Genomic DNA, 13271 nt, shown 5'->3' on the forward strand with positions numbered 1-13271 from the left:
CGGCCCTGCCGCCCGGTCGCCACAGGGAAAGGCCCACCAGACGGTGGGCCTTTTTCGTCCCGAGCCTCGAGGGACGACGCCTCAGTCACCGGCGCCGTCGGTGTCCTCGAGATCGAGCTCATCGAGTTCCGGTGACGCGCCGGGCGCCTGACGCTCCGCCTCCTCGAACTGCTCGTCGATCTGGCGACTCGCCTCCTCGAAGCGCTTCTCGGTCTCCTCGAGGATCGCCTCGATATCCGAGTCGGTGCTCTCCCCGGGCAACGCCTCCTGCTCGTCCAGGTCGCCGCCCGGCGACGCGTCGAGGCCGATGTCGGACTCGAACTCGGACGACTCCATGGGTTCGAGCGCAGGCGACTCCTCCATGGGCTCCAGCTCGGGCGTCCCCTCCTCGGCGCTCTCGAACTGCTCGTCGATGCGACGGCTCGCTTCCTCGAAGCGCCGCTCCGTCTCCTCGATGATGGCATCGACATCGGAGCGGGTCGTCTCGCCGGGCAGGGCCGCATCCTCGTCCAGGGTATCGGCCGGTGACTCGCCCAGGGTCTCGGCCTCGGCGTCTACCTCGCCCTCGGCCTCCAGGTCCACCTCACCCCCGACGTCGGTTTCACCCTCGACACCCGCCTCACCCTCGACGTCGGTCTCGTCAGGCACTTCAGACTGATCCTCCGCGGCCGAATCGGCCCCGTCGGTGGCCGGCTCCTCATCGGTCTCCGCGGCCGGCTGAGCGGCCTCTTCCTGCGTCTCCTCGACCTCGGCCGGAGCAGGCTCGTCGTCACCGTTGCCGCAGCCGGCGAGTCCCATGGCCAGCGCCATGGCCGCAACCAGCGGCATCCAGGGTTTCATTGCCATTCTCTTGCTCCTGACGAAAAGGACGACATTGCACCAGAGCGTCCCCGCTCCCGCAAGGCGACGTGGTGTCTCAGGTGGAAAACAGCTGGCCGGCGATGTCGCGGAACGCCTTGAATTCGATGGCATTGCCGCTGGGGTCGCGGAAGAACATGGTGGCCTGCTCGCCGGGTTCGCCACGGAAGCGGATATAGGGTTCGATCTCGAAGCGCACCCCCGCCGCGGTGAGGCGGTCGACCAGCGCCTCCCAGTCGGTCATCTCCAGCACTACCCCGAAGTGTGGCACCGGCACGCCGTGGCCATCCACCGGGTTGCGGTGATCATCGATCCCCTTCTCCCCCAGGGCAGGATTCAGGTGACAGACGAACTGGTGGCCATAGAGGTTGAAGTCGACCCAGGTATCGCTGGAGCGCCCTTCCGGGCAGCCCAGCAGTTCCCCATAGAAGCGGCGAGCCTCGGCCAGGTCGCGGACCTGCACGGCCAGGTGAAAGGGAGTCAGCATCACGGAGTCCTCCGGTTGGTAAGCGGGTTCGGCGCCTTCATCTTGCCGTCCCGGCGTCCGCCTGGCCAGCCGAACGCTCCGCGGACGGCAGCGGGCACCCCAGGGTCCAGGCCACGGCACTCAACAGTTCCGCCTCCTCGGGGTCGATCCGGCCATCATGCTCCACGCAACAGCTCATGGCCGTCAGCAAGGGGGCCCGCTCGTCCTGAACCAGGCGTACCAGACGCGCCATGGCCCAGTCGAGGTCGGTGGCGAGTGCCGGTTCTCCGACGAAGTCCAGGGTCACGCCCAGCACCGCCGAGAGCCGCTCGACGGCGGCCCGTGCCTGCCCCTCGTCCTGCTGGCCGGCCCGCGCCAGTGTCGAGAGCAGCAGTGACAGCGGCCCGGCGAGGTCGGCCAGATGGCGATCGCGACGGGCTCGCCGCTCCCCCCGGATGCCCTGGACCACCAGCCGGTGCAGGGCCCACTGAAGGGCACCCGCATGCACCTCCAGCGCCATCAGGCGGCGCAGGCAGGCCTGGAAGCGGGCATGCTGGGTCGCGGAGAGCTGGCGCAACGCCGGGAGTGCCAGCTCGATCAGCGGCAGGCGCTGTCCGGGCGCCAGCCCCGACAGGGGGGCATCGAGGGCCTCGAGCTCGCTGAGCACCTCGGGCAGCGCCTGGCCGTTCAGGGCCTGACGCTGCGCCTCGCGACTGCGGGAATCGGCGCCCATCAGGATCCCGTAGACCAGCGCCCGGGCGGCGAAGGGCTCGTGGGCGGCCTCGAACAGGCGTTCATCGATCTCGCCGAGTCGGCGGCGGGCACGGGCGATATCCTCGGCGCTCGGCCGACCCACGCTGGCCACCACCGCGGCGGCCAGCGCCCCCGAGGCCAGGGTGTCGGCACCTCGCGAACCACCGGGAGCGGGAGCGCCTGCCTGGCGAGACGAGCGGATCGCCGGGGCAGGCGGCAGGCTGCCGTCCCAGCGGGGCAGCACGCGACGAATCCGCGCCTCCACCGGGGGATGGGTGGCAGTCAGGCGCGACAGGGAGCGGACACCGCTGCCGAAGTAGAGGTGGCTGAACTCCGCGGCATGGGTGGCGAGCAGACGCGAACCGAGGCGGTGAGCGGCCAGTACCTTCAACGCCCCGCCGATGCCTTCGGGGTTACGGGTGTACTGCACGGCGCTGGCATCAGCCAGGAATTCGCGCTGGCGACTCACCGCGGCCTTTATCAGGTTGCCGCACAGGGTACCGGCATAGCCGACCACCATCAGCGCCGCCCCCAGGCCCAGCACCGCGGCTTGTCCCCTGCCCCTTCGGGAGCGCATGCGACGACCGCTGCCCGAGGCATGCAGCAGCATGCGACCGATCAGGCCGATCACCAGGATGCCGTGGAGCAGCGCCACCAGCCGCAGGTTGAGCCGCATGTCGCCGTGGAGGATATGGCTGAACTCATGGGCGATCACCCCCTGCAGCTGGTCGCGGTCGAGGGTCTCGATGGCGCCGCGGGTGACCCCGATGGCCACGTCGTCGAGCTCCTGTCCGGCCGCGAAGGCGTTGATGGCCTGATCCTCCAGCACATAGACCAGCGGGACCGGCATGCCGGAGGCGATGGCCATCTCCTCCACCACATTGAGCAGTTGGCGCTCGTCCGCATCGCGGGTCTCCAGGTTGAGCGGGCGGCCGCCCAGGGCCTCGGCCACCGCACTGCCCCCGGCCCGCAGTTGCAGGTGCCGGACGAGGCTCCCCAGCCCCACCACCAGGATCACCGCCGTCGCCACCCCGACGAGCAGCCGCGGCTGCAGGGCGCGCGCCAGGGGCTCGCCGGTGAAGGGACCGCCATCGAGCAGGACCACCGCGAGGGCCACCACCACGGAGGTGACGACGATCAGCGCCACCACCGCCAGTCCCAGCAGCAGGACCAGCCGCCCGGTCAGGCGCCGGGCGTGATCCTGGGCCGTGAAGAAGTCCATGAGCGCCGCCTCAGAAGCTCACCCGAGGCGCCGTCTGGATCTCGGCACTGTCAGCGAACTCCAGCAGGGCCGCATCCTGCTTGTGGCCGAAGGAGCCGGCCAGCAGCACCGGAGGAAAGCTCTGCCGATAGGCGTTGTACTGCATCACCGCATCGTTGAAGGCCTGGCGGGCGAAGGCCACGCGGTTCTCGGTACTGGTGAGGGTCTCGGAGAGCTGGCGCATGTTGTCGGAGGCCTTCAGGTCGGGGTAGGCCTCCATCACCACGTTGAGGCGCCCCAGGGCCGCGCCCAGCGCCCCCTCGGCGCCAGCCAGCTCGGCCATGGCCCCGGGCTCGCCGGGGCGCGCCGCCGCGTGCTGCAGGCCGACCTCGGCGGCGTTGCGCGCCTCGGTCACCGCCTGCAGGGTCTCTCGCTCGTGGCTCATGTAGGCCCGCGCGGTCTCCACCAGGTTGGGGATCAGGTCATGGCGACGCTTGAGCTGCACCTCGATCTGGGCGAAGGCATTCTGATAGCGATTCTTCAGTGTCACCAGGCGGTTGTAGATGGCCACGCCGTAGACCAGCAGGGCGCCCAGCAGCACGACGGGAATGATCAGCGAGAGGTCCATGGTGTCGTGATTCCTTGTCGACAGAGGATGGGGCCGCCAGGGGGCGGTTGCCGTTAACCTTAGGCCTGACCGCGGGACCTTGCCTCATGGCGGGCGCGAGAAGAGCGGACACGCCGGCGGCGCCGCCAGCGTCAGCGCGCCGGGGCTGATGGCCACCTCGAACCCCCGTCGATGCCAGGACTCGCCATCCATGGTCACCGGTAGTGCCTCCTCTGCCTCGAAGGCGAGCCAATCCGTGCGGAAGGCATCGACGTAGTTGCCCCGGGCGGGACGCGACGCCAGCTCGCGGCGCATGGCGAACAGCCGTGCCAGGGAGGCGACATCATGCAGCAGCAGCACATCGAACTGGCCGTCGTCCAGCGCGGCGTCGGGCGTCAACACCTGGCCACCGCCCGATTGGCGGCCGTTGCCGATGGCCAGCATCAAGACCTCGGCACGCCGCTCGCCGCCCTCCCAGCGCAGCACCCCGGGATAGAGTCGGTAGTTCCAGGCCTTGAAGGCGCCGATCAGCGAGTAAGCGCCGCCACCGAGAAGGCGCTTGAGGGTCTTGGGAGTGGAGGAGGTGATATCGGCACCGAAGCCACAGGTGGCCATGTTCAGGAAGTGCCAGTCGTCCAGCCGCGGCACGTCGATGCGCCGCAGGGGAAGGTGCAGGGCCGAGGCCAGGGCGGACTCGCCGTCCAGCGGCAGGTCCAGCGAGGTGGCCAGGTCGTTGGCGCTGCCCAGGGGCAGGATCCCCAGGCCGGGCCGCTGCTCGGGCGACAGCCCCATCAGGCCATTGACCACCTCATTGACCGTGCCGTCACCGCCGCCGGCGATCACCCGCTCGACGCCGTCACGGCCGGCCTGCTCCGCCAGGCGGGCGGCATCGCCCTGCTCCCAGGTAACCCTGACCTCGAGGTCGTCCCCCGCCTCGCGGCGGGCGAAGACCGCCTCCCTCACCGCCGGCAGCTGCGCCGACTTGCCATTGAGGATCAACCTGGCCATGTGCGTTCCTCTCGCCTGCTTCGTCCCATCCTAATCATGACACCGCCACCGGATGACGGCATGCGCCGAATCATGAATGCCAATCACCTTACGATTTCCCTACACTATCTGTCTGCCGAAGCGTGCTGAACAGGGAGTGTGCATGATCGAACCGGCCTTTCTTCTTGCGGCCTTCCTGGGCGGCCTGACTGCCCTGGGGCTGCGTCTACCACCCATGGTGGGGTTCCTCGCCGGTGGCTTCGTGCTCAACGCCCTGGGCTACGACAAGACGCCGCTGCTCGAGACCCTGTCCGACATCGGGGTCACCCTGCTGCTGTTCACCATCGGCCTGAAGCTCGACGTGCGCACCCTGCTGCGGAGGGATGTCTGGGGGGGCGCCTCCCTGCACATGCTGGGATCGACGCTGCTGATGGTGGCACTGCTTTCCCTGTTCAAGTGGCTGGGACTGGGTCTGCTGGACGGCACGGGCTGGCACACCCTGGGCCTGCTGGGCTTCGCGCTCTCGTTTTCCAGCACCGTCTTCGTGGTCAAGGTGCTGGAGAAGCGCAGCGAGACCCAGACCGCCTACGGTCGCCTGGCCATCGGCGTGCTGATCATGCAGGACATCTTTGCGGTGATCTTCATCACCGCCTCCACCGGGGAGCTGCCCAGTCCCTGGGCCCTGGGCCTGGTGCTGCTGATTCCCCTGGCGCCCGCCCTGCGTGCCCTGCTCGACCGGCTCGGCCACGGCGAGATGCAGATGCTGTTCGGCATGCTGCTGGCGCTGGTGCTGGGCTACGCGCTGTTCGAGTCGGTCGGCGTGAAGGGAGACCTGGGGGCGCTGATCATCGGGCTGCTGCTGGCCCCCCACCCCGCGGCGCAGACCCTCGCCCGCTCGATGTTCAGCCTCAAGGAGCTGCTGCTGGTAGGGTTCTTCCTGAGCATCGGGCTGACGGCGATGCCCAGCACCGAGATGCTGGGCATCGCCATGTTGCTGGTACTGATCCTGCCGTTGAAGAGCCTGATCTATCAGCTCGTCTTCATGCGCTTCCGGATGCGGCACCGCACCTCGCTGCTGGCCACTCTCAGCCTGACCAACTATTCGGAGTTCGGCCTGATCGTGGGCGCCATTGCGGTGTCCAGCGAGTGGCTCCCGGCGGAGTGGCTGGTGGTGATTTCGCTGGCGGTGGCACTGAGCTTCGGATTCTCGTCGATACTCAACGGCTTCAGCGAGCGACTCTACCGCTGGCTGGAGCCCCGGCTCCCGCCGGTCCCCGTGGAAGACCTCTCGCCGAGCGACCGACCGATCGAGGTCGGCGACGCCGAGGCCGTGGTGCTGGGCATGGGCCGCATCGGGCGCAGCGTCTACCGTCGCCTGCAGAAGGAATACGGGCTGCGCGTGCTGGGCATCGACAGCAACCCCCAGAGCGTCAAGAAGCTGGGGGCGAGGGGCTTCAATATCCTCGAGGGCGATGCCGTCGACTCGGACTTCTGGGACAAGCTGCTGATGTCCCATGGCGTCCAGATGGTGGTGCTGGCCATGCCGCACCATGCGGGCAACCTCTTCGCGCTGAAGCAGCTGCGCTCCCGGAAGTTCCCGGGCAAGATCACCGCCGTGGTGGAATACCCCGAGGAGATCGACCCGATCCGCGAGCTGGGCGCCAATGCGGTTTTCCACGTCTACGACGAGGCCGGACGGGCACTGGCGGACAGCGCCGCCGAGGAGGCCGGGGTCGTCTCCCGTGCCAGTCAACTGGGGTGACCGACTTGCCACCCCGGGGCGCTTCTCGCGATACTCGGGCCCTGGCGTGACGCCGACCGCCCCTCAGGCTGGCCCTGCGGGGCATGAAACACGACCGCTTCCTCTCAGACTGGAACTCGCCACCCATGGACGACGTCTTCGCCTTCATCGGCAACGCCTTCGGAGAATTCATCCGCTTCATCGTCGATGGCCTCACCGGCTTCTTTGCCAACATCGGCGATGCGGCCCGCAGCTTCATGCAGGGGCTCTCCGAGTCACTGGGCATCGCCCCCACGCTGATCAGCCTGGTGGTGCTGGTGATCGGCCTTTGGCTGCTGTGGAAGGGCGTCGCCGCGCTGATGCGCCGGGCCATCGTCGCCACCCTGATCTGGTGGCTGCTGGGGGTGACGGTACTGAGCTGGCTGATCAACTGACCCCTCCCTAATGCAACATGCTGCCCATTGGGCGGCACGTTTTTGGCATCAGGGAAGGAGGAATTTCCGTTGCGGGCGAAGTTAGGCTGGCCGCCGCCGGAGCGCAGCTGCCGGAGTGTAGCCCGCTACATGAGGAGACGACCGGGCCGGCGCACCGGCACCGCCGGCGGCCAGCTTCTTTTATTAGAGCCCGAGCGCAGCAGGGAATTACCCTTTCCTCATCAGGCCAGGGCCTTCTCCACCACCTCATAGACGTTCGGCGAGAGTTCCTCGGCGCGGATTCGCTCGAGCTCACCCTTCATCAGCGCCTGGCGGGTTTCGTCGAAGCGTGCCCAGCGCGTCAGCGGGGTGACCAGCCGGGCCGCGATCTCCGGATTGAGACGGTTGAGCTCGATCACGGTGTCGGCCAGGAGCCGATAGCCTGCCCCGTCGGCCCGGTGGAAGTTCACCGGGTTCTGGTTGGCAAAGGTACCGATCAGCGCCCGGACCTTGTTGGGGTTCTTCAACGAGAACGCCGGGTGCTCCATCAGGAAGGTGACGCGGTCGAGCACGTCCGACTGTGGGCGGGTGACCTGGATGGCGAACCACTGGTCCATCACCAGCGGGTCGTGGGCCCAGGTCTCGCCGAAGGCCTTGAGGGCCGGGGCGGCGATATCGCCGCGGGAACTGTGCACCAGCAGGGTCAGGGCATGGCGCACGTCGGTCATGTTGTGGTCCGCCTCGAACTGCTCGCGGGCGAACTCCAGACCCGCCTCGTCCTCGATGGCCATGAGGTAGGAGAGCGCCACGTTCTTCAGGCTGCGTGCGGCGATCTGCTCGGGCTCAGGCGCATAGGGGGCGTCGATGCGATGCGCCTCGTAGACCCGCAGGAAGTCGTCACGCAGCGCCAGGGCGAGGCTCTGCTTGACGAAGGTGCGGGCGGCGTGGATGGCATCCACGTCGACCAGCGGCTGCTGCTCGGCGATGTAGGCCTCGGAGGGCAGGGTCAGCATCTGGGCCAGCACCGCCTTGTCGTCGGTCTCCGCCGCCAGCAGCGCACGGAAGGCCTCGACCACCCGCTGATCCATCACCTTCTCGACGCCGTTGCGATGGGCCGCGATCAGGTCGTCCAGGGCCAGCAGGGCCAGACGCTGCCCGGCGTCCCAGCGGTTGAAGCCGTCGGAGTCGTTGGCCTGCAGGAAGGCCAGGTCCTCGCGAGCATAGGGGAAGTGCAGCTTGACCGGCGCCGAGAAGCCGCGCAGCAGCGAAGGCACCGGGGCCTCGCTGACGTCGGTGAAGAGGAACTCCTGCTCCTCCTCGCGCAGGTGGATCACCGCGTCGGTGCCAAGCGTTTCACCGTCCAGGGTCAGCGGCAGGTCGCGGCCGGACTTGGTGCCCACCAGGCCCAGGCGCACCGGGATATGCAGGGCCTGCTTGTCCGGCTGGCCCGGGGTCGCCGGGGTCCGCTGACGCAGGATGAGGCGGTACTCGGCGTTGGCGTAGTCGTACTCGCCGTGGGCGTCGATCTCGGGAGTCCCCGCCTGGGAGTACCAGAGCATGAACTGGGTGAGGTCCTGGCCCGAGGCCTCGGCCATGCAGCCCACGAAGTCCTCGATGGTCACGGCCTGGCCGTCGAAGCGCGCGAAGTAGAGGTCGCTGCCTCGGCGGAAGGCCTCCTTCCCCACCAGGTTCGAGAGCATGCGCACGATCTCCGCGCCCTTCTCGTAGATGGTCAGGGTGTAGAAGTTGCCGATCTCGATGTAGTGGTCGGGGCGCACCGGGTGAGCGGTGGGACCGGCGTCCTCGGCGAACTGCGCGGTGCGGAAGAAGGAGACGTCCTCGATGCGCTTGACTGGCGCCGAGTTGGTCTCCGCCGAGAAGCACTGGTCACGGAATACCGTGAAGCCCTCCTTCAGGGAGAGCTGGAACCAGTCGCGACAGGTGACCCGGTTACCGGACCAGTTGTGGAAGTACTCGTGGGCGACGATGCCCTCGACGCGCTGGAAGGCCGCATCGGTGGCGGTGTGCGGATGGGTCAGCACCGCGGCCGAATTGAAGATGTTGAGGCCCTTGTTCTCCATGGCGCCCATGTTGAAGTCGTTGACCGCCACGATCATGAAGAGGTCCAGGTCATACTCCCGGCCGTAGGCCTCCTCGTCCCACCGCATGGCGCGCTTGAGCGAGGCCATGGCATGGTTGGTCTTGTCGAGGTTCTCTTCCTCGACCCAGATCTGCAGCGTGACGTCACGCCCGCCGACGGTGGTGAAGGTATCCTCGACCTTCCTGAGGTCACCGGCCACCAGGGCGAACAGGTAGCTGGGCTTGGGGTGCGGGTCCTCCCAGGTGACGAAGTGGCGACCGCCGGGAAGCTCGCCGCGCTCCACCGGGTTGCCGTTGGAGAGCAGCACCGGCTCCTGCGCCGTGCGGCCGATCACCGTGGTGGAGAAGGTCGCCATCACATCGGGGCGATCCGGATAGAAGGTGATGCGGCGGAAGCCCTCGGCCTCGCACTGGGTGCAGAACATGCCGCTCGAGCGATAGAGCCCCGACAGGGCCGTGTTGCCGTCGGGGGCGATCTCGACCTCTGTATCGAGCAGGAAGGCCTCCGGTACCCGATGCACGACCAGTCCGGCCTCGCCGACCTGGTACTCGTCCGGCGCCAGCGGCTGACCGTCGATGGCGATGGCCTTGAGCGCAAGCTGCTCGCCGTCGAGTTCCAAGGGAACCCCGGCCTCGCGCTCCGGATGGCGCTCGACGTGCAGGCGTGCCTTCACCCGAGTGGCGTTCGGGTCGAGGTCGAAGGTCAGTTCGGTACGGGTCACTCGGTAGGCGGGCGGACGGTAGTCACTCAGATAGATCGGCTGCGGTTCTGACATCGAGGATGGCTCCTGTCGGTGATTGCCATCCATTGTACGGCGCCCCGCACCCGGAGCTCAAAGCAATGCGGCAGGCGCCCGCGATCAGCGTACGGCGACCGGCTCGGGGCGCGACAGGATCCAGGCCCCCACCAGGCAGAGCCCGGCAATGAGCGACAGCTTGAGCCACCAGAGGCTCACGGTGAGGGCCAGCACCAGCATCGAGACGGCCAGCATGGCAGAGGCCAGCCACTTGGCGTGACGGGGAATCGCCCGCTCGCACTCCCAGGCCACCACGGCCGGGCCGAAGCGCGGGTGCTCACGGATCCAGGCGGCAAAGCGCGGGGACCCCTTCGAGGCCGCCCAGACCGCCAGCAGCATGAAGCAGGTGGTCGGCAGCAGCGGCAGGAAGGCCCCTACCACGCCCAGCCCGAAGCTGAACCAGGCCAGGGCCAGGTAGGCGACACGACGAACGACTGGCATCAACCGCTCACTCCCGGTAGTGAGTATCCTTCACATTGAAGAGCATACTGCCACCCCGTGCCAATCGCCAACGCCTATGGACGCCATCGGAGTGACCTGGATCAAGGCGCCCTCTGCGGCCGTCAGTCGCGGAAGTTGTCGAACTGCAGCGGCAGGTCGGGGCCGCCCTCCCCGCGCAGCAAGGCCATGACGGCCTGGAGGTCATCGCGCTTCTTGCCGGTGACCCGGACCTTCTCGCCCTGGATCTGGGCCTGGACCTTCAGCTTGCTCTCCTTGATGCGCTTGACGACGTCCTTGGCCTCCTTCTGGTCGAGCCCCTGCTTGAGGGTCACCTCCTGGCGGGCGCGGACCCCGGAGAGCACCGGCTCCTGGACGTCCATGCAGCGGGCGTCGATGCCGCGCGCGATGAGCTTGTTGCGCAGCACGTCGAGCATCTGCTTGAGCTGGAAATCGACCTCGGCCTCGAGGGACACGGTCTCGCCGTTGAGCTCGAAGCTCGCGGTCACCCCCTTGAAATCGAAACGGGTCTGGATCTCCCGATTGGCCTGATCCACGGCATTGCTGGCTTCGTGCTTGTCGAACTCGGAAACGATGTCGAAGGAGGGCATGGGCATGTCCTGGTGGAGAGTTGGTGGCTGGTGAAGGGGCCGGATGGCGGGATTCTATCAGCCTTCGCGGAGCTGCGCGGCCCCCTCAACGGGCAGCAGCGGCTTGGCCATCTGCCAGCCCGCACAGCCGTCCTCGTAGTAGTCGCCCAGCCAGCGTTCCGGGCGAAAGCCCATCCGCTGGTAGAGTCCCAGCGCCACGCGGTTGTCGGCACGCACCTCGAGGCCCAGCACCTCGGCATCCCGCGCCAGCGCCTCCGCTTCCAGGGCCTCCAGCAGCCGCCGGCCCAGCCCACTGCCGCGCGCATCGGGATGCACGCAGAAGGAGTAGAGCCGGGCACGACGGGTGCCGCGACGAAACAGCAGGGTACCGTAGCCCAGCAGCCTCGGGGGACCGCCGTCGGAAGCCCCGCGTTCGGCGACCAGCGTCAGGGCATGCGCGCGGTTGAGCAGGTGCCAGAGCTGACGGCGACTGAAGCGGTCGCCGGTGAAGGCCACCTGCTCCAGGCGGTAGAGTGCATCCAGGTCGCGACCGAGGGCCTGGCGCAAGGTGAAGGTCATCTCGAATCTCCAGAAATCTCGGCACGATTGTGATCATGGCCAATATCGCTGTCACCGGCGTTGACCATGAAATCTTTTCACCCGAACGCCGACTTGTCCGGGAGCGGGCTCAGGAGCATGCTGGCCGCATTCCGGCGGCACCCCGCCGCCCAGCACGGAAGCCTCACCATGTGCCCGCTGCGCATCGTCGTCGACCGACTGGAAGACTGGCGGCCCTACTATCCCTCCGAGGACCTGATCACCGCGGACGACTTCCTCGCCCAGGACCGGCAACACCGTATCGCCGACGACCAGGATCGCACCACCCATGTGATCAACCTGTGCAGCGAATTCGATTACCTGGGCACGGGCTACTACGTCTCGCTGCTGGCCCAGGCGCGGGGGCAGCGGGTATTGCCCGCGGTCGAGACCCTCAACGCCCTCGGCCGCAAGGCCCTGGTCGACCTTCAGCTCGATGGCCTGGCCCCGCTGCTCGGTGACCTGGCCCGCCAGGGCTCGCTGCCCGGCGACCAGCTGACCCTGCGGGTGCTGTTCGGCGAATGCCGGGAGCCGTGCCTGGCACGGCTGGCGCGCCGGCTCTTCGAGCGACTGCCCTGCCCGTTGCTCGAGGCGCGCCTGGTGCGGCGCCACGAGGTGTGGCGACTGTCGCGCCTGCGGCCACTGCGCCTGCGCGACCTGGCGCCGGAAGAGCAGGACCTGTTCGCCACGGCCCTCAATCGCCACTCCCGCAAGGTATGGCGCACGCCCAAGGCACGCCGCCGCTACCGCTTCGACCTGGCGATCCTGGTCGACCCGCAGGAGGCCCTGCCCCCCAGCAACCGCGGCGCGCTGAAGGCCTTCATCCGCGCCGGGCGCAAGCTCGGCATCGATGTCTCGCTGGTCACCCGCAAGGATGCCGGCCGGCTCGCCGAGTTCGACGCCCTGTTCATCCGCGAGACGACCGCGCTCGACCACCACACCTACCGCATGGCCCGGCGGGCGGAACACGAGGGGCTGGTGGTGATCGATGCTCCCCGGGACATCCTGCGCTGTACCAACAAGGTCTACCTGCACGCCTTGCTGCGGGCCCGCGGCGTTCCGGCGCCGCAGGGGGTCCTGCTCAAGCGCGGCGACCGCCGCCCGCTGGACGAACGGGTCGCCGGCCTCGGCTTCCCGCTGGTGCTGAAGATTCCCGACGGCGCCTTCTCCCGGGGCATCGTCAAGGTCGAATCGACGGAGCAGCTCGAACGCGAGGCCAGCCGGCTGTTCGCCACCTCGGCCCTGCTGCTGCTCCAGGAGTGGCTGCCCACCGAGTACGACTGGCGGATCGGCGTGCTCGACGGCCAGGTGCTCTTCGCCAGCCGCTACTACATGGCCCGCGGCCACTGGCAGATCTACGATCACTCCGGCGCCCGGGTGAAGAGCGGCGGCTTCACCACCCATGACCCCGCCGAGGTCCCGGCGGCAGTGATCAAGGCGGCGCTCAAGGCCACCCGGCTGATCGGCGACGGCTTCTACGGCGTGGATCTCAAGCAGGCCGGTGATCGGGTGGTGGTGATCGAGGTCAACGACAACCCCAACGTGGATGCCGGCATCGAGGACGCCGTGCTCGGTCGCGCGCTCTACGAGCGCATCATGACGGTCTTCCTGGCACGCATGGAGGCCCGGGTGCGCGAACAGGCGTGAGCCACAGGAGGCTGACGCCCGCCCGGTTCTGGCGTATGCTGTCGCTTTCCTTGACAAGCCTTGTACAAACCATGGA

12 protein-coding genes are annotated in these 13271 nt (G+C 68.1%); 3 read left to right on the plus strand and 9 right to left on the minus strand.

The window, feature by feature from the left end:
- Window positions 1-81: 81 nt before the first annotated feature.
- The 5 genes from QLQ83_RS06760 to yegS all read right to left on the minus strand — a co-directional run bounded on the left by QLQ83_RS06760 (window position 82) and on the right by yegS (window position 4893).
- A complete protein-coding gene (locus QLQ83_RS06760) occupies window positions 82-846 on the minus strand; it encodes a hypothetical protein (RefSeq protein WP_282734756.1) in 765 nt (254 codons plus the stop codon).
- 70 nt (window positions 847-916) lie between these two features.
- Complete coding sequence (locus tag QLQ83_RS06765; RefSeq protein WP_282734757.1) at window positions 917-1345, minus strand: VOC family protein; 429 nt, start codon at window positions 1343-1345, stop codon at window positions 917-919.
- 37 nt (window positions 1346-1382) lie between these two features.
- Complete coding sequence (locus QLQ83_RS06770; protein ID WP_282734758.1) at window positions 1383-3299, minus strand: M48 family metallopeptidase; 1917 nt, start codon at window positions 3297-3299, stop codon at window positions 1383-1385.
- Between the two features lie 10 nt (window positions 3300-3309).
- A complete protein-coding gene (locus QLQ83_RS06775) occupies window positions 3310-3906 on the minus strand; it encodes a LemA family protein (protein WP_282734759.1) in 597 nt (198 codons plus the stop codon).
- Between the two features lie 84 nt (window positions 3907-3990).
- Complete coding sequence (gene yegS, locus QLQ83_RS06780; protein WP_282734760.1) at window positions 3991-4893, minus strand: lipid kinase YegS; 903 nt, start codon at window positions 4891-4893, stop codon at window positions 3991-3993.
- A gap of 142 nt (window positions 4894-5035) precedes the next feature.
- Here yegS and QLQ83_RS06785 point away from each other — a divergent pair, with 142 nt between their 5' ends.
- Both QLQ83_RS06785 and QLQ83_RS06790 read left to right on the plus strand, forming a co-directional pair.
- Complete coding sequence (locus QLQ83_RS06785) at window positions 5036-6634, plus strand: cation:proton antiporter family protein (protein ID WP_282734761.1); 1599 nt, start codon at window positions 5036-5038, stop codon at window positions 6632-6634.
- Between the two features lie 125 nt (window positions 6635-6759).
- Window positions 6760-7047 carry a hypothetical protein gene (locus QLQ83_RS06790; RefSeq protein ID WP_282734762.1) on the plus strand — a complete coding sequence of 96 codons (288 nt, stop codon included), beginning with the start codon at window positions 6760-6762 and terminating at the stop codon, window positions 7045-7047.
- 221 nt (window positions 7048-7268) lie between these two features.
- On the opposite strand, the gene pepN is transcribed toward QLQ83_RS06790, so the two are convergent.
- The 4 genes from pepN to QLQ83_RS06810 all read right to left on the minus strand — a co-directional run bounded on the left by pepN (window position 7269) and on the right by QLQ83_RS06810 (window position 11530).
- Window positions 7269-9902 (minus strand): aminopeptidase N, encoded by a 2634-nt coding sequence (gene pepN / locus QLQ83_RS06795; RefSeq protein ID WP_282734763.1) that lies wholly within the window; start codon window positions 9900-9902, stop codon window positions 7269-7271.
- Between the two features lie 84 nt (window positions 9903-9986).
- The gene (locus tag QLQ83_RS06800; protein WP_282734764.1) at window positions 9987-10364 is read right to left on the minus strand and encodes a YbaN family protein; all 378 of its coding nucleotides are present in this window, start codon (window positions 10362-10364) and stop codon (window positions 9987-9989) included.
- Window positions 10365-10486: 122 nt separating this feature from the next.
- A complete protein-coding gene (locus QLQ83_RS06805; RefSeq protein WP_282734765.1) occupies window positions 10487-10972 on the minus strand; it encodes a YajQ family cyclic di-GMP-binding protein in 486 nt (161 codons plus the stop codon).
- A 57-nt stretch (window positions 10973-11029) separates the two neighbouring features.
- Window positions 11030-11530, minus strand: a complete 501-nt coding sequence (locus QLQ83_RS06810) for a GNAT family N-acetyltransferase (protein ID WP_282734766.1) — start codon at window positions 11528-11530, stop codon at window positions 11030-11032.
- Between the two features lie 168 nt (window positions 11531-11698).
- Here QLQ83_RS06810 and QLQ83_RS06815 point away from each other — a divergent pair, with 168 nt between their 5' ends.
- A complete protein-coding gene (locus QLQ83_RS06815) occupies window positions 11699-13195 on the plus strand; it encodes a RimK family protein (RefSeq protein WP_282734964.1) in 1497 nt (498 codons plus the stop codon).
- Window positions 13196-13271 lie beyond the last annotated feature (76 nt).

The sequence above is a fragment of the Halomonas rhizosphaerae genome, assembly GCF_030010555.1.
In the GTDB taxonomy this organism is placed as follows: domain Bacteria; phylum Pseudomonadota; class Gammaproteobacteria; order Pseudomonadales; family Halomonadaceae; genus Halomonas; species Halomonas rhizosphaerae.

Bases quoted from the DNA above. Each gene is read 5' to 3' on its own strand.
- yegS (WP_282734760.1), bottom strand. From the start codon at position 4,893: ATGGCCAGGTTGATCCTCAATGGCAAGTCGGCGCAGCTGCCGGCGGTG.
- QLQ83_RS06805 (WP_282734765.1), bottom strand. From the start codon at position 10,972: ATGCCCTCCTTCGACATCGTTTCCGAGTTCGACAAGCACGAAGCCAGC.
- pepN (WP_282734763.1), bottom strand. From the start codon at position 9,902: ATGTCAGAACCGCAGCCGATCTATCTGAGTGACTACCGTCCGCCCGCC.
- QLQ83_RS06770 (WP_282734758.1), bottom strand. From the start codon at position 3,299: ATGGACTTCTTCACGGCCCAGGATCACGCCCGGCGCCTGACCGGGCGG.
- QLQ83_RS06775 (WP_282734759.1), bottom strand. From the start codon at position 3,906: ATGGACCTCTCGCTGATCATTCCCGTCGTGCTGCTGGGCGCCCTGCTG.
- QLQ83_RS06815 (WP_282734964.1), top strand. From the start codon at position 11,699: ATGTGCCCGCTGCGCATCGTCGTCGACCGACTGGAAGACTGGCGGCCC.
- QLQ83_RS06810 (WP_282734766.1), bottom strand. From the start codon at position 11,530: ATGACCTTCACCTTGCGCCAGGCCCTCGGTCGCGACCTGGATGCACTC.
- QLQ83_RS06765 (WP_282734757.1), bottom strand. From the start codon at position 1,345: ATGCTGACTCCCTTTCACCTGGCCGTGCAGGTCCGCGACCTGGCCGAG.
- QLQ83_RS06785 (WP_282734761.1), top strand. From the start codon at position 5,036: ATGATCGAACCGGCCTTTCTTCTTGCGGCCTTCCTGGGCGGCCTGACT.
- QLQ83_RS06790 (WP_282734762.1), top strand. From the start codon at position 6,760: ATGGACGACGTCTTCGCCTTCATCGGCAACGCCTTCGGAGAATTCATC.
- QLQ83_RS06800 (WP_282734764.1), bottom strand. From the start codon at position 10,364: ATGCCAGTCGTTCGTCGTGTCGCCTACCTGGCCCTGGCCTGGTTCAGC.
- QLQ83_RS06760 (WP_282734756.1), bottom strand. From the start codon at position 846: ATGGCAATGAAACCCTGGATGCCGCTGGTTGCGGCCATGGCGCTGGCC.